This is a genomic window from Streptomyces sp. NPDC005963 (assembly GCF_040638655.1).
Lineage (GTDB): Bacteria > Actinomycetota > Actinomycetes > Streptomycetales > Streptomycetaceae > Streptomyces.
Genome location: NZ_JBEXVD010000009.1, coordinates 65,394 through 81,764, shown reverse-complemented (window position 1 = coordinate 81,764; position 16,371 = coordinate 65,394). Strand labels below are relative to the sequence as shown.

Below are 16,371 nucleotides of genomic sequence, written 5' to 3'. Positions count from 1 at the left end.
CCAAGCCAACGGGGGAGGCTTGGGACCGATGTCGGTCAGGACGTGGGCGGCACGATGGCCCAGTCCGCTGCCGGCGCCGACTCGCTACCGTCCGCGAACACGGCGCTCACCCAGTAGAAGTGGGTGGTTCCGGCGGCCGGGTTCAGGTGCTGGTAGGAGAGCGCCGAGACGGGCTGGTCAGTCAGCTTCTCGTAGGTCTTGGTTACCGGGTTCCAGTGGTGGACGAGATATCCGGTGGCATCGGGGACGCCGTCCCACGACAGGCGCACGTTCGAACCCTCCAGGACGGAACCCACGGTGTGGGACGCTCCGGGCGGGGTGGGGACCGAAGGCGTCAGGTCCAACTCATTGACGTACACGACGTTGGCGGTGCGGGTCCACTGGTAGTTGGAGTTGCCCACCGTGTCCACCACATCGATGAAGTAGCAGGTCTCCTTGCCGTCCGGCAGGTCTTCGTACCGGTAGGCCGTCGTGGCCGGGGCGAGATGCGCCCGCTCGTAGACGAAGCACACCGCCGGCTGGTCGGGCTCGCGGCGCACTTCGCCGCTGTAGACCGTGTACCGCTTGAGATCCGGTTCGGTGTTGGGGTCCCAGTCGAGTTCGGCGCCGTACTCGGTGGTCTTCACGGTCAGCCCCTTGACCGCGTCCGGCGGGGTGAGGTCCTTCGCAGGAGTGGTGACGGACGCGACGGCGGAGGCGACTGACTCCCGGCTGCGGTTGTCATGCGCCTTGATCACGTAGTGGTAGGTCGTACCCCAACCCGCCGATGTGTCGACGCAGCTGTACTCGCGCCTCCCGTCGGGCAGCGTGACCGTATCGATGAGGCAGCGCGTCGGTTCAACGGTGGTGTCCACCGGCAGGGTGCTGGAGCGGTAGACGTGGAAGTTGTGGATCGCACCGTCCGTGTTGCGGTTGACCCGCCACTTGATCGTGGGCCGATGCGTGCCGGGCTTGGGCACGGCCGTCACCTCGTGCGGCGCCGCGACCAGGCGACTCTCCTCCGTGTACGCGTACGGGGACATCCGCCCGGCCCCGTCGACCGCAGCCACCTGGTAGTTGCGGACCACCGAGCGCACAGCGGTGGTGTCGGTGAACGTGGTGGAACTGACGGTGCTGGAACCCGTGCCGCCGGTGGGCTTGTTCCACACGATGGTGTAGCGAACGGCACCCTGCACGGGCTTCCAGCTCATCTGGACGCCGGAGTCGACGCCCTTCGAGGTGAGCCCCTCCGGTGCGGTGACGAGCACGTTCGTCACCGGTACGTCCACACTGCCCGCCGAGGTGTTTCCGGCTCGATCGTAGGCGCGGACCTCGTAGAGGTAGGTGGAACCTGGCTCCAGCACCACGTCCAGGAGGGAGGTCGCGGTCGTGGTGGCCGCAAGACGGAAGGTGGTCGAACTCTGGATGCGACGGTAGACGCGGTAACCCGCGAGGTCCATCTCCTTGTTCGCCGTCCAGGACACCTTGGGCCGCGCGGTCGCATGGTCGACGGCGACCTTCACCCCACCGGGCACCAGCGGCTTGACCTTGTCGACCGCGGCCGTGGTGCGGGGGGCGTAGGTGAATTTCACATTCGCCGAACCGGTCCAGCTCGCATAGTCGATCCGCAAGCTGTGCCTGCCGGACGGAATGGTGAGATTGACCGTCTTCGACTGATTGCTTGACCCGTTGCGCCAGAGGTCGATCTTGCGCGATCCGTCGACGTACACCCGAATTCCATCACGCGCCGCGATGGACAGCGCGAAAGGGCCACCGGAACCGAAGTCCCGGGTCATGGACCACCGTACGCCGAAGTTGTCCCGCGGCACCCCGCTCGTGGGTGCTCCGGTACCCCAACTCTCATTGATGGTCGAGTCGCAATCGGTCTTCTTCGGTGTCCCCGAGAACGAGGTGTTGGAGAAGAACTGCCGCTGGAACGTGGGTGAGACGCAGTTCACGGCAGCCGAAGCTGACGTGGTGGTCACGGCGGTGAGAAGTCCGCCGACTGTCGAGGCGACAGTGAGTGCGGCGACCGTACGGAGTCGGCCGCGAGGTATCAGGGTCACGCGTGAATAGCCCTTTCCAGCCCGGATGACACAAATATGCGATGAGGGGTGGGGGATTTCGTTCGGCGGCTCGGCCGGAGCTGAATGCTCACCGAAGGTGAGAGTTTACGTGTTCAACACATATGCATACAAGCAGAATTGGTGCCCAGGGCGTTTCCCCGAGGGAATTCCCGCAGGTCGGGGCCGGGGCCTCTTCGGTCATCACGCAAGCGTCACGCGGTGATGGTTCTCACGGCCCACTGCGGGGGTGCTTTCAAGTCCGCGCCCTGTGACGGAACGTGTCGACGCACGCCCTCAACAGGCCCTCTCATGCTCACGATTCTGCGTTGATGAGGGTAATTGATCCTGAAATAGCAGGAGAAGACGTCGAAATCGATCCACGACGCGCCCTCACTATGAGTCATGAAATGTCGTCCGCGTGTGACAATGCGTGCTGGACGAGGTGTCGGTCCGGCGGCGCCCAGCAGGGGTCACACAGTCGCCCGGAGCAAGGCGAGGACCCACGATGGTGAAGGACCCGACGGTCACCGGGGACCCGACCCGTGAGGACGACCGGTCGTCCCCGAGTGCTGAACTGATTCGTCGTTCCCGGGGGGCACTAGACGCGACGGAGTGAGCGCGGCGTCAACGTCGTGGAAGCGCGGTAGCCGATTTCACCGATGGGCATTCAGCGTCTCCGGGAAGAGCCCCGATCCGCGAAATCCCTTGTCCCAGCGGCCATTCGGGCGAACCAACCCCTCCGGGCACCCGGGCGGGGCACTCACCCCTGCCGAAAATGCAGTGACGCTCTGAACGGCAGGCTCGTTAGGCGGCGCGTATGCGGTTCCGCGCCGACTGCCGCAAGCCACCTTTGGAGACTCGTTGCTCAGCCACGCCATGCCCGCGTCGACCAAGCCAGACTTCAGGAGTTACGCGGCTCCCTCGCTCGGATATGCCCTCTTCGCCACCCGGTGGCTCCAAGCACCCCTGTACTTCGGTCTGGTGGCGGCACAAGGTGTCTATGTCTACAAGTTCTTCAATGAACTGTGGCACCTGGTGTTGAACATCATCAGCGGCCAGGCCGACGAAACCCACGTCATGCTCGCCGTACTGAAGCTCGTCGATGTTGTGATGATCGCAAATCTGCTGATCATGGTCATCGTCGGCGGCTATGAGACCTTCGTGTCGCGCATCGGCCTCCAGGGCCACCGGGACCAGCCGGAATGGCTCTCCCACGTCAACTCCAACGTGCTGAAGGTGAAGCTGGCCACTGCGATCGTCGGGATCTCCTCCGTCCACCTGTTGCAGATGTTCGTCGATGTGTCCCACACCTCCCAACACTCGCTGTTGTGGGGAACCGTGATCCACATGGCGTTCATCCTCTCCGCCGCGATCCTCGCCTATATGTCGGGCCCTATGGAGTCACACGGCCATGCCGGCCCGGGCCTGGGCGGACCTCCACACCGTGATGGGGACAGCGGATTCGCCGATGCCAACGAGCCGTGCTCCATCCTCCAGGAGTTGAGCGGACCGGCCCCATCCCCGCGCCCCACGATCCCCGCCCAGGCCAACGCCACCTCCCGCACCATCCAGAAGACCGACGAGCCGCAGCAGCCCCAGAACCCCACCGACACCGCGCCCGACACCCGGGACACCGCCGGCAGCGAGGCCCGGATCGTCGCCGCCGGATTCCCCGCGCACAAGTCGCTCGAAGAGTTCGACGCCGACCGTCAGCGCCCCCACGACTGGGAGGCCGTCAACCGGCTGGCCGCGCTGGACTTCATCGACACCCACGCCAACGCGGTCTTCTTCGGCCCTCCCGGCACCGGCAAGACCCACCTCGCCATCGCCCTGGCGATGCGCGCCTGCCGTGCCGGTCACGACGTCCGCTTCGCCACCGCCACTGAGTGGGTCGCCCGCCTGACGGAGGCCCAGAACTCGGGCACGCTCATGGAGGAGTTGACCCGACTCGACCAGTACGAGCTGATCGTCATCGACGAGATCGGCTATGTGCCCTTCACCCCGGAAGCGACGAACCTGCTGTTCAGGCTGGTCTCCCACCGCTACGAACGGGGCTCGGTCCTCGTCACGGGCGACAAGTCGTTCGGCCGCTGGGCCGAGGTGTTCGGCGATGACCCGGTCACCTTCGCCATGATCGACCGCCTGGCCCACCACGCCGACGTGATCACGCTCAAGGGCGACAGCTACCGCCTCCGCACCCACACCCTGGACCCCGTACTCACCACACCCGACGTGTGATGTCCTTTCGTAGCGCTTGAACACGGCTACGGATCCCGCCTGAACAGCAGTTACGAGAGCCCCGCCCGGTCGGTCACCGGGCGGGGCTCTCTGGGTGTTTGTTGTTGCTCAGTTCAGATCTGCGCTGTCCTGTGGTGTTACAGGTTGGCGGAGCGGGCGAGGGAGACCAGGCCGGCGAACGCGTCGGTGGAGACCATCAGGACGGGTCCGCTCGGTCGCTTGCTGTCCCGGACGGGGACGATGCCGGTAGCGGAGGCGTGCGAGGGAGACCACTCGATGCAGGAACCGCCGTTGTTGACACTGTATGAAGACTTGACCCAACGCAGAGGGGAATAGTTGGTCTTGGCCATCAGATGCCCTTTCGTAGCTTTTCGATCATGGCGACGGACTCAGCCTGTGACGCTGCCTCGATCTGAAGCTGATGGTACTTCTTCACCAGCGGAAGCACAGATGACAAGTCACGGTCCAACTGTCCCTGCGTTTGAGACTCGACGTACGACATCACGGACCGATCGGCCATCGTCAGCAAGTGGACAAGCCGGTTGAACGGCTGCCGCTCACCCATGGCATACGGAGCGATCTGCAAACCTGAGTTGGGCATAGCTGCGAACTCAAGCAGTCGAGCCCATTGCGCATCCATCACCTCTACGCCGCCGACGGGCCTACGGATGCAGCTCTCGTCCAACACCACGTGAATCATTGGGAGCCGCGTACGAAAGAGCGCAGCTTGCCGTTCCGCGAGGAAATCGAGTCGCTCATTCGCTTGCTCGGGCGTGATGTCACCTTGTTCGACACTGAACCTTGCGATCGCCTCTGTGTACCCGCGAGTTTGGAGTGGCCCAGGGATGAAGCTTGCTTCGAACAGCCGGACTTCGGTTGCCCGACCCTCGTAGCCCACGTACTCCGGGAACCCCTCCAGCAAGCTCCCGTGCTGCATCTCGTGCCACTGGCGTTCGAATGTGGCATCGGTCCCTAAAAGGCTGAACGCCACGTCGACAGCCTTCGCGAAGTGCAAGGAAGGTGACTTTCGCGTGGTCTCAACGCCCGAAATATGCCCACTGGAAATGCCAGCGCGCTCGGACAGTTGCTCTTGCGTCCAACCCCGCTTCTCGCGTGAGCTGCGCAGACGTGCGCCGAACGCTGCTTGTGGCGATGCATCCGGGTTCAGTTCCTTACGGTTTACCATTCGGCCCCCAACTGTTCTGTCTCCGCAGCCACGTTGATTAGGTTCTGACCGTAGTCCACTCTGAATTCCCCCGGTAGTGGTTTCGCTACGGAGAGGAGTGGTCATGTCCGGCAGGAACCTAGCGGATCAGGCGGATCAGGTGCCCTGGCTTGGCGTTGGTGAACTGGTGTTTGACATCGCTGAGAATGCGTTGGGGGTGGTCATGGACACGGACAAGGTGGATGGTCGCTTTTCGCTCCGTCCGCCGAAAGGCGGGGTTGAGTGGACCGCTGTGAGAGCGGACCTTCGACCGGCCAGTGTGATTGACCATCTCCGCCCCGCGCTCACTGAGTTGAATGCACGCAGTAGCGGGGGCTCCTCGCGGGGATGACCCGCGTATTCCAGTTCTGAAAGTGTCCGCTCCCGTTGTGTGGGGCGGTCAATCCGGTCCGTCCGGCTGTGCCTTGGACAGCGATGGTCAGGCGGGCCGGGCTCCATGAACCCCCTCGGTTGGTAGGTCGGTCCGTCCACCCGAGGGAAGAGAGGGTGCTCCGCATCCTCTGGCTCCGGTCGTCATCGGTGCCCGGACGGCCGGGGCCGCTACCTCTCACGGCAGGAAGCATGACGAACAACAACAGGAACACAACCCTCGACAGACTTCGTACCGCACTGGACACCCTGGCCAAGTGGCCCGAGGTGAGCTGGGACGAGGTGTCCCGAGCCACCGGCGAAGCCGTTCCGCTGGTGTGGGACGCACTGAAAGACCACGGTGTCTGGTACCAACTGGAACCGGCCGACCGAGCAGCCCTCTACTGGGCACTTTCCACAGGCCACAGCATCCAGACACACCGACCCTCACCGGTTGCTGACTGGCGACCCGTCCTCAACGAACTATCGCGAGAAATCTCCTACTTCGCCGTTCACTGCGAGGGAAAGCACGAACGGTGGGCAGCAGCTGAAGGACGGTACGAGGAGAAGGAGGGCGCAGCGCAGTTACTCGACTGGTACCAGGGATACACCCCCGACTGGCGCCCCGAAGTGTTCCGGATGCTCGAAGCGGAACACCAAACGCTCCGGCACCGGGAGGACGGACCGCCGGTCCTGGCACATGTGTTGAGCGCAGTGCATGACCGCATCTGTGATCGAGACACACCCCGGCCCGACGAAGGGCACTACGCCACAACCGCACTGCGGCTCGCAGCGCTGCCCGAGGGATGGCAGATCGAGACCGTGCGGCGCATAGCCGCAGGAACCTTGCCCGGTCACGCCGTCGACGGCGCCTTTGACGCGATCAGCGCCCTTCCCCGCCACGGCGTAGAGCTCTCTCCGATGCCCCCGCCCTGACCGGCCCCATCCCCGAACTCCGCCCCTGCCGCGCCTTCCCGCACGTAACCGGCAGGGGCGGGCCCTCCCTGGGTATTTGCCCAACACACAGGCGACTGAGCGGTCTACCGCCGTACGAGCACAAACAGAAACGCCCCGATGGACCGGGCCTAATCGGTCACATCGGGGCTCGCCGAACCAGCTTTCTAGGAGCCGAACGACGTATGCGCGACCTTATCGTGTGCGCCCTCGCATGGGTGCTCTACCTCGTCCGTCCCACTCGCCAGACCGGACAACCCGCCATCCGCACGGCCCCTACGGTCCTCCCACAGCACACATCGACGCACGTTCCCGGCTTTTCGGCGTGGGCGCGTCCATGGACCGGCCCCAGTGCCGAACTGGCGCGGTCGATCTTCCGAGCCGAAGAAGCAAACACACTCACGCCCCAATGCCGCGAACGCTACTTCGCCACGGCATGGGCCGAACACGGCTATGACTACCCCTATGTTGCCGCGGGCGTCCACCAGGTGCGTACGGGAGCGGTCGCATGATCCGCGATGCACTCACGGGTGCGACACCCCAAGAAGTCGGTGCGACATGCTGCGTCTGCCAGCGCTGGACCCTCGCACCCCTGCCGGTGCGTGACGTTGAGCGAATGAGCGGTCCACCGGTGACCCTGCACGCCTGCCCCACCCACGCCGCAACCCTGACCCCCGCGCCGGTTCCCGGCGAACTTGAGCCGGACACGTAGTCCCTCTCAGGCAGAAACATGGCCGTTCATAGCCGCTCATGGCCCCAGGTGGATCATGGCGGCGCGTCCGAGGAGGGAGTCCGGGTGGGCGGGGTCGAGTCGGCTGAGTGCTTGGTGCAGGGAGCGGGCCGTGAGAGAAGCGTGGATGGTGCCGTCAGGGTGGGTGAGCGAGCGGTAGAAGCGCAAGGCGATGTCTGCGGCGATCCGGTCTGGGACCTGCCCGAGGGTGGCGATCACATGGCGGTAGCCGGTGGCCTGGAAGGCGCTGGCGATGGACCAAGACGCCCCTTCGCCCGTAAGGGAGGACACATGCGTGTCGCAGGCGGACAGGTAGGCGAGGCCGCCCTTCACCGCGAGTTCGTCTGGCAGGTCCTGTGGGGTCAGGCGTTCTTGGTTGATGTGGAGGGCAGATTGGTTGCGCTCAAACGACGCATGGCCGGAGAAGTGGAAGTACGGATGGGTTGCGAGGGCTTCGATCACCTGCTTCTTGGCCACCTCGCTCCCCCTCAGCAGCGTTGACTCCGGGACCATGTCTCGGATGCGCTGCACCTCCATCACCGTGTGCACCAGCGGTGTTGTGTCATCACCCAGGAGCAGCATCCGCGGTTCGGGTGCGGAGCCTTGGCTCTCCGAGCGGCGCGCGTCGATGAGGGCCTGGACGCCGGGGGTGTAGGAGTGGACGAAGAAGTCCATGGCCGTGCGCGGACGGCTCGTTTCGTACTGCCCCGCGGCATGGAGCGGAAGTGCGGTGAAGAGGCCGGTGGGGCGCCACCAGAGGCGGGGCAGTTTTCCATCCGGCGCGGTTAGGTCGGCCAGGCCGTCAAACCGTTCGCGGCTGGAAGCGGAGCGGCGGGTTCGCTCGGAATGGTCGGAGTGTGGGGTGCGCTGTAGTTCGCGGAGGATCTGTTGTACGGGGTTGTGCCATAGCCACTCCAGCACCTCCGTTACCACTCTGGTTTCCGGATGTCCTGCGCGCTCTCCCAAAGTCCGGGTGAAACGCCCCGACTGTCCTGCGGGTCCTCTCACGGCCCGGGTGTAACGCAGGGCCTGCTCGGTCAGACTGGTGAGGTCAAGTCGTACCAGTGGGAGGACCGAGAGCCCTCGCTTGGTCAGGAGCAGGGCGTCACAGCGGTGGTCGGCGGCGTTGAGGACGACCACGGGCCCTTCCTCCGCCACCTCGACCAGTTGTTGGGAGTCGAGGGGGTGGAAGACGTCCTTGAACTCCGGAACCGTACGGAGCGACTCCAGCAGATCGTCCAGTCGCAGTGCGAACTCCGGGGACGGCGTGGCCCGGGTCGGCTCGTCAAGGTTGAAGTCGAGGTGGAGCAGCCCCCAGAGCCATCGAAGCTCCGTCGCCAGGCTGGGTACCACGCGCTTCAGCAGGCGGGCCATGAAGTCGGGACCCCGGTTGCACAGTCGCAACAACACGCTCTGTTGCTCCAGGTACTCCAGTGCCCGTCTCGGCTTGCCGTCCTCGATCGCGTACGCGGCCACCTCATGCGCCAGTCGTGTCCACCTGGCGACGACTTCCTCGCGGTCCCCGTCGTGGAGCAGGACGGCCGTCGTCACATTGTGGGTCGCGGTCTCGTAGCTGCGTAGGGCTGCCTCGTGGTCCCCCAGCCGGATCGCCAGTGCGGTGCGGAGCAGATTTGCCCTGAGTCGCAGGAGCGGTGGCACGGCCGACTCTTGGGACAACAGGTCCATGTCGGACAGCGACTCGGGGATCTCTCGATTGCGGCGGCGTGCCCGTTCGGCCGCGGTGGCCTTGAGGACCGCTGCCCGCCATGAATCCAGGCTGTCCCCGATGACGGGGAACTGCGCGGCGAGGACCTGGCTCGCTCGGCCGAGGTCGTTCCTGGCACGGGAGAGGTCCCGCTCATGGAGTGCGGTCGCCAGCCCGACCGAGTTGGCCGCGCGCACATGCTCCGGGAGACGGGGTGGCTGGCTCTCGGCCGCTTCAAAGGTGTCGATCGCCTCGCCGAGTCGTTCGAGGTCTCTCGTCGACCGGTAGTGCGCGAGCAGTGTCTTTCCGAGTTGTGTGGTGGCCAGGGTCCACCGTGTGAGGTCTCCCTGGGGGTCCGTCGAGGCCACCGCCTCCCGGGCGGTGTCGACGGCACGCTCCAGGGTGGCCGGATCGTCGGTGACGGCGAAGTCGTCGAGTTGGCACCGGTTCAGTGCGCTCACGGCGAGCCACAGCGAGGGCATCTGCCGTCGCTTCACCACGCTCTGGAGTTCCTTGATGGCACGGGTGAGGTCGCGGTGCTCCCGTAGCAGGTGGAAGCGCAGCCGGAGGGCGTTGGCGAGTTGGACGCGTAGCAGTGCGCGGCGGACCCGGGACGCAGGGGTGAGCGAGAGCGCCGAGCGGATGTCCGCCAGTGCCGCATCGAGGTCTGCCCGCCGTCCGGTGCTCCGCAGCCCGTGCAGGGTCACAGCGGCCCGGGTAGCCAGTGCCTCCGCCTGGACGTGTTCGGGCCAGCCGGGCACTGCGCAGAAGTCCGTCACGAGGGCATTGGCCCGGGAGAGCTCATCGGCCTCGCCCGTGGCGGTGAAGACCGCCAGATGGAGTTGCGCGAGGGCCAACTCCACCAGGGACGAGGAGGTGCCGATCTGTCGCATGGCAACGGACGTCAGGTTTAGCGCCTTGCTCAGCGCGACTTCCGTTTGGTCGGCTTCCAGGCTGACGGTGAGGGTGCGCAGGAGTTCGCAGAGCGCTTCCGAGCCGCCGTCGTGCTGCCCGATGGTGGTCTCGACGGCATGGGTGAGTGCCACTTCCGAACGTCCGAGGTCCCGGAAGTACCGCGAGTGTGCGAAACGTTCGCGCAGTGCTGCCCCGAGGACGACCGAGATGCGGGGGAAACGGGGGCTTTCCGTGGGAAGCTCGCTGGCCACCCGTACGGCCTCGTCCAGTGACTCCCGGTCGCCGAAGTGGAGGCCGTGGAGGTAGAACGTCTCCGCGATCCGTACCCGGAGCTCGATGGCGTCCAGGGGTGCACGGCCGGTCTGGAGGATCCGGCTGGCGAGCCGCACGATCTCCTTGAGCAGTTGGTCCCCGTCCGTCCGGTGGAAGCGCTCGACGAGGCGGCCGAGTTCTTCCGCCAGACGCCATGTGAGGCCGGGGCTGGCCGGGTCTGACCCCTCCAGCAGGTTGTCCAGCACCTCCCACACCGGGGCGTCGGCGTCCACTGCCTGGCCCGGCCGTTCGATGCGGTAGATCTCCCCGGCTCCGGTACGGAGGTTGAGCACGCCCCGCCCCACGGGAACGCGAACCACCGCGCCCGCCTCGATCCGTACCGGGGGCTGGGACCGGTTCGTGAGGACCTCCACCATCCGCGGGTGGGTGTCGGGCACCAGGATCGCCACCGCATCCGGCCCCTGGACATCGCCGATGAGGAGGTCCGTGCCCTCCCTGCGCACAGCGAGTCGGACGCGGCCGACTGCCGGGGCGATGGCCGCCACGTCGGCGAGGGTCACGTCCGGTGCCGGACCGAGGGCGAGGCTCGGTACATGGGCGCGGGTCGCGTTGGCCAGGCTCCAGGCCGTGACGCTCTTCCGGGCCGTTTCGGGCAGGCGCTGCCAGGCGTCGGCGAACCAGCCGGCGATCCCGTTGCGTTGTTCCCGCACGAGGGCGTGCAGGGCCCGGCCGAGGTGTCGGTCGGCCTCCTCGGTGTCACCGGTCAGGCTCGCCCAGGTGATCTGCTCCTCCAGGAAGAGCGCGGGTGAGAGGCCGGCGTGGTGTTCGGCGAGGATGGTGGAGACATCCTTCAACCCGGGGGCCGCCGGCAGCCGACGGGTGAGCCGTCCCCGTAGATAGGGCAGGCATTCGGGGAGCAGTGCGATGGCGTCGTGGGTGCGGGCGTCCACCCAGTCGCAGAACCACAGATCGGCCTCGGCCCCCACGTCGAGGTGCGGATGGAGGCGGAGCCGTACGGCACGGATCAGCTCGGGTTCGATGCGGGTGGCGATGCTGAGCGTGGTCGCGAGCTCCAGTGCACCGGGTGGGGGCGCGGGCGGAAGGCCGGCGGGGAGTTCGGTCACGGCATCCTCGCGCTGATCTGGCCGGTGGTGGTGGTCCGGTCCCAGCTCACCAGCGGGAGCAGCGCGGTCATCCAGAACGGCCAGCGCGTGGGCGGGTACGGGGTGAGGGCGACGGGTTGGCAGCCGGCGCGGGTGACGAGTGCGATGAACTCCTCCCACTCCTCGGGGGTGCTTCGCCCGTGGACGTAGGGGGGTCCGCCCAGGCCGAGATCGGAGAGCAGCAGGATGCGCTGGCCGCCCGTCGGCGCGGTGTAGTCGGTGCGGGTCCAGCGGGAGCCGGGGCCCGTTCCGCGTTGGGGGGCGTCGGAGAAGTAGCCGACGTCGACGAGTTCACGGCCGACGACCGAGCGGATCTGGGCGACGAGATGGTTCTGGTCACGCCGGAAGGGCTGCATACAGCTGCCGCGGTCGACCAGCACCTGGACGCCGTAGCGCAGAGTGCGTACGGGGCGGCGGGGGAGTTGGATGACGGGTCGGCCCCGGGCGAGCATCTCGATCAGCGCGTCGATGTCGATCGGCCCCTCGTCCACCGGCTGGGTCAGGGCCGCACGGATGATGGCGCTGGTCCAGTGCGGGACCAGAAGGGGCAGATGAGGGCGCACGGTGCGTTCGTTCGTGGGGGGCGCGAGGCGTTCGATGGGGTCGGGTACGGGGCCCGTGGTCTCGGTGCGCAGGGGGCGCAACAGCGGTAGCTCCGCCAGGGTCGTACTGGGGTCCGCCGGCTCCTCGTCGGGGTCGGGTTCGGGGTCCGTCGGGTCGTGGTCGGGGCGGTGCGGTGCCCGTCCGCCGTCCTCGGACGGGGGGTCGATCTGGGGCGGGGGAGCGGGATCGGGTTCGTCGTCGTCGACGAACGTGCCGGCGGCCGTGGTGAAGCCCAACACCCTGAGCACTTCGATCTGTTCGTCCTCGCTGCGCGCCACCTCCAGTGCGCGGACCACGTCCCCGATCCAGATCTGCGGGCGCACCGGTCAGCCCTGCTTCTGGGGTGACTTGGTGAGCGTGAGCGTGCGGATGAGTTCCCACTTCGGGCCGCCGGGCCGGACGTCGAGGGCGCGGCAGGCGCGCAATGCGTCCAGGTACTCGGCGGTGCTGGGCAGACGGTCGCGTCGGATGTCGCCCTCCTGGCGGGCGTTCATCAGTTCGTCGGCGAGCGCCCCGGCCAGCTGTTGGGTCGCGGCGTCCCACTTCTGGCCGTCGTGGCGCAGATGCATCCGGGCGATCCTCAGCAGGCTCTCGGTGGTCGGCGCCGGCAGGGTGAAGGTGACGCAACGCCTGAGAAACGCCTGGGGCAGTTCCCGTTCGTCGTTCGTGGTGATCACGACCAGGTGGGCGCCGACCGAGGGTTCACGACAGACGGTCGTCTCGGTCTCGGCGACGGTGAACTCCTGCGAACCGAGCGGCACGAGAAGGCTGTTGGGCACGTCCGGGTCGGCCTTGTCGATCTCGTCGATGAGGACGACGGCGTCCTTGGCCTGACGTTCACGGGCGAAGCGGTCCATGGGGTCACCGCCCGCGGACGCCCGGAGCAACCCACCGCGGCTCTGGGCGGATTCGGGCGCCAGCGACCACCACAGCACACCGGGGCGCACGTACTCGGCGTCCTGGAGGTGGGAGCGGTGCGCCTGGGCGTCCGCGAGCCGCCGCACGCTGTCGAAGGTCCAGAGCAGATCGGTGGCCCGGGTCCGGGAGGTGACGACGTGCTCGTAGTACCGCATCCCGTGGGTGCGGGCGTAGTGGGGAGCGAGGGACGACTTGCCCGACCCGGGCTCCCCGCTGAGCAGCAGCGGTCGATGGGTGGCCAGGGCGACCTCGATGGCCAACCCGAGGTCGGGGGGCATGTCGTAGATCTGGCCGTCCCGGGGATCGGGACCGTGGGGGGTGGGCGGGGCGGTCACGAGAACTCCTCGGGTGTGCCGGGGGCCGGCTCCAGGGGGCGGGGGGCGGCAGCCATCTAGTACCTGCCGACAAGGCGGTCCGGCAACTCCCGGAGCCGCTGGTTGCGTTGGTTCGCGTCGATCTCGTCCTGGTGGTTGAGCAGGGGTTTCAACACGGTCGGCTTCTTGAATGCGGCCTGGACCCGGCCGTCGGGAGGTTCGGTGCCCGTGGTCACCACCACGACCAACCAGGAGAACTGGCCGTGGAGCAGTCTGACCGTTTCGGCGAAGTCGGCCGTGGGCGCCTTGCGGGCATTGATGATCAGGTAGTGGACGCGTTGGTCCAGATCAGACGGGAGGATGCGGTCCTCTTCGTCCTCCGCGTCGAAGAACTCCTGCCACACGAACCCTTCCCACTCGCGGAACTGCTCCCCGATCTGGTCCTCGCCCGTCGGCATCCGGCCGCCGACCGACTTCATCCGGTAGCCGCGGGTGGCACAACAGGTGGCGCGACGTATGTAGAGCTCGGCGGTGTTCACCTTGCGGGCGTTGAGCAGTACGGTCATGTCCTGCGGCGGGGACTTCACTGCGGGGAGGGCCTCTCCCGGCGGTGACTTCACTTCCGGGAGGACCCCTCGGGCGGCCTCCGCATCGATCCAGGTGGGTTCCAGGCAGGCGATCAGCTTCTTGAGCGTGTCGGTCGACAGGGAGGGCGCCACCTCGTCGACCGCGTGCTCCATCCGGTCCGGTGGGGCGACCAGGAACTGGTGCGCGAGGAAGAGACTGCCGCCGTTGAGCTGGGGGAGGTGCTTCTCCTCCAACTTGAGCGCGGTCGCCGCCTTGACCAGCCGGCCCGAGCGCCGGGCCTCGTCCAGATACTCCGACAGCGCTTCCAGCCAGGCCGCCATCGGGTCGTTCTCGGCCGGGGGCGTGGGTAGCTCGGCGAACCTCTGAAGGACCTTGTCGGCGATGCTCAGCGCGTCGTGCGGCGCACCACGCTGGGGGCGTGCGAACTGGAACGGACGCAACTCCTCCAGGCCGGCGGCCTTGACCGCGGACGTCGACAGATCGCCCAGGAGCACGGGCACCACGGCCAACGGTGAGCCGAGCGCCTTGCGCCACAAGAGGATGTTGACCTCGCGGCGCACCCAGTCGGACTTCAGCGCCTTCTCGTTGATGAGGAACACGGCGCCATGGCAGCGGGCGAGCCAGTCGACGATCTCGGGGCGCCACTCGTTGCCGGGCGGAATGCCGTGCTGGTCCACGAGGGGTGTGAACTTCTTGGCGGCGAGACCCTCCTTGATGGTCTCCAACACCGTCATCGCGAACTCGTCGCCGCGTGCGCTATGGCTGATGAAGACATCCCTCACGTCTTCGATTGTGATCCATTGTCGGCTGATTCGCCGGGAGTCTCACAAACCGGCGTCGAACTCCGGTTTGACGACGATGATGCGCCACCGCCGCTGCTCTTCCGCGAGGGTCAACTCCACGCGTACGGCGAGGGCCTTGAACAAGACCGTGTTGTCGGAGGGCGCCGGCCCGGACAGCAGGGTGCGCAGGGTGGTCTCGTGACCCAGCAGCTCCTCGCGGGTCTCCCGGTAGGAGACCGCCAGCCGCTGGGCGGCGAACAGGTTCTGGATCGCCAACACGGCATTGCACAGGGGCGGAAGACCGGCGGCGAGGAGGGCGACGATCGCCGCCGTCGTCGAGGGGGAGCGATCATCGGGGGCGGTCAGCAGCAAGGTCGCGTAGATGATGGCGACGGCGATGCCGGCGAGGACCATGGCCTTGGCCACCCGACCGAGGGACTTCTCCGTCCGCTCGCACTTCGCGATGGCTAGGTCCATGAACAGCCCCTGACGCCGTATGCGGTGATCCAGATAGGTCCGCATCCGGTCGACGGCGTCGGCTGCCGGGCCCGCTTGTGGGGAGTTGCGGCGCCACACTTCATCCTGCCAGTGCTGCTCATCGCCGAGAGGAGTGCGATCGACGAACCGGTTCAGTGCGTCGAGTTGGGCCCGATCGGCGTTCTCCAGGACGTTCAGCCGGGCGTCGCGCACCCGTTGCGCGTCCGCGTCCGACAAGTCCAGATAGGGGCCCACACCGGTGAGGAGCAGGAACATCTCGCGGCGGAAGATTTCCGCCCGCATCCGATTGACCACCCAGGGCTTGTTGGGTTCCTGACCCGTCCAGATGGTCCAGATCATGGCGACCAACAGCAGGCATTCGGCCAGGATGAATCCGAGCGCCAGGGGCTCGCCATTGTTGATGAACAGGGTCTGCACCGTCAGGAACAGCACGGCGAGCGCGGGCAGCACCGCGAGGCGGATGCCCACGGCCCGGAAGTCGCCCTGGTGATCCACCGGATCGTTTCCCCGCGGCCGTTCCTTCACCCCGGGATAGTCGATCGGCCGGCGGACGTTGGCGGCGGGCGTCAAGGCGTTCCGCTGTGCTCGGCTGGCCCTCCTACGCCGTCGATGCGCCCCTTCGCGCGCCACGCGATAGCCACTGTCGATCAGGACGAGCAGCCAGAACGCCCCGGCGATCGGGGCGAGGACCGTGAACACCGGCAGACCGGTGAGCGCGGCGGCAACGACCAGACCCGCCAGAACGACCGTACTTGCGACAACGACCACAGCCCGTGCGGCAGCCAGCATGTTTCCCCCTACAGCGGCGCGTCATTCGACGCTATCGAAGATTCCCCTGCTGCTGCTCCGGAACCCTTGCCGGGCAAATCCTGGCCGGCCGTACAAAGGTCTCCCGTTCGCCATCGGCCGTGTGTGCCGTCCGGTGAGCCTCCGGGATTTCGACCTGCGCCCAGGATTTCGACCTGCGCCTGGGATTTCGGCCGTACGGGCGGAGCTCTCGCCCGTACGGCTGCTGTGCGCGGCCTGGCGCGTGCCGGCCGAGCTGTGTAGGTGGTGCAGTGGGTCGGGTCGT

General features: G+C 66.9%; 11 protein-coding genes. 3 read left to right on the top strand and 8 right to left on the bottom strand.

Features of this window, described 5'->3' with window-relative positions; genetic code table 11:
* Positions 1–35: 35 nt before the first annotated feature.
* The gene (locus tag ABZ348_RS15290) at positions 36–2,045 is read right to left on the bottom strand and encodes a PA14 domain-containing protein (protein ID WP_358933109.1); all 2,010 of its coding nucleotides are present in this window, start codon (positions 2,043–2,045) and stop codon (positions 36–38) included.
* An 861-nt stretch (positions 2,046–2,906) separates the two neighbouring features.
* Here ABZ348_RS15290 and istB point away from each other — a divergent pair.
* On the top strand, positions 2,907–4,283 hold the full coding sequence (gene istB, locus ABZ348_RS15285; RefSeq protein WP_358933107.1) for an IS21-like element helper ATPase IstB: 1,377 nt from the start codon (positions 2,907–2,909) through the stop codon (positions 4,281–4,283).
* A 137-nt stretch (positions 4,284–4,420) separates the two neighbouring features.
* Here istB and ABZ348_RS15280 read toward each other — a convergent pair whose 3' ends face one another.
* Positions 4,421–4,633 (bottom strand): DUF397 domain-containing protein, encoded by a 213-nt coding sequence (locus tag ABZ348_RS15280; RefSeq protein WP_358933105.1) that lies wholly within the window; start codon positions 4,631–4,633, stop codon positions 4,421–4,423.
* Entirely contained in the window at positions 4,633–5,469 is an 837-nt protein-coding gene (locus ABZ348_RS15275; RefSeq protein WP_358933103.1) for a helix-turn-helix transcriptional regulator, read from the bottom strand. Before ABZ348_RS15275 ends, ABZ348_RS15280 begins: the two co-directional genes overlap by 1 nt.
* Before the next feature lie 600 nt (positions 5,470–6,069).
* Here ABZ348_RS15275 and ABZ348_RS15270 point away from each other — a divergent pair.
* Complete coding sequence (locus ABZ348_RS15270; RefSeq protein WP_358933101.1) at positions 6,070–6,792, top strand: hypothetical protein; 723 nt, start codon at positions 6,070–6,072, stop codon at positions 6,790–6,792.
* Positions 6,793–6,995: 203 nt separating this feature from the next.
* Positions 6,996–7,322, top strand: a complete 327-nt coding sequence (locus ABZ348_RS15265) for a hypothetical protein (RefSeq protein WP_358933099.1) — start codon at positions 6,996–6,998, stop codon at positions 7,320–7,322.
* A gap of 236 nt (positions 7,323–7,558) precedes the next feature.
* On the opposite strand, the gene ABZ348_RS15260 is transcribed toward ABZ348_RS15265, so the two are convergent.
* The 5 genes from ABZ348_RS15260 to ABZ348_RS15240 are packed head-to-tail and all read right to left on the bottom strand — an operon-like array spanning position 7,559 to position 16,088.
* Positions 7,559–11,557: a CHAT domain-containing protein gene (locus tag ABZ348_RS15260; protein WP_358933097.1), complete on the bottom strand. Its 3,999-nt coding sequence runs from the start codon at positions 11,555–11,557 to the stop codon at positions 7,559–7,561.
* Positions 11,554–12,522, bottom strand: a complete 969-nt coding sequence (locus ABZ348_RS15255; protein WP_358933095.1) for a hypothetical protein — start codon at positions 12,520–12,522, stop codon at positions 11,554–11,556. The genes ABZ348_RS15260 and ABZ348_RS15255 overlap by 4 nt, the downstream gene beginning before the upstream one ends.
* Before the next feature lie 3 nt (positions 12,523–12,525).
* Positions 12,526–13,452, bottom strand: a complete 927-nt coding sequence (locus ABZ348_RS15250) for a MoxR family ATPase (protein WP_358933093.1) — start codon at positions 13,450–13,452, stop codon at positions 12,526–12,528.
* A 56-nt stretch (positions 13,453–13,508) separates the two neighbouring features.
* Positions 13,509–14,801: a toll/interleukin-1 receptor domain-containing protein gene (locus ABZ348_RS15245; protein ID WP_358933091.1), complete on the bottom strand. Its 1,293-nt coding sequence runs from the start codon at positions 14,799–14,801 to the stop codon at positions 13,509–13,511.
* A 42-nt stretch (positions 14,802–14,843) separates the two neighbouring features.
* Positions 14,844–16,088: a hypothetical protein gene (locus ABZ348_RS15240; RefSeq protein WP_358933089.1), complete on the bottom strand. Its 1,245-nt coding sequence runs from the start codon at positions 16,086–16,088 to the stop codon at positions 14,844–14,846.
* Positions 16,089–16,371: the final 283 nt, after the last annotated feature.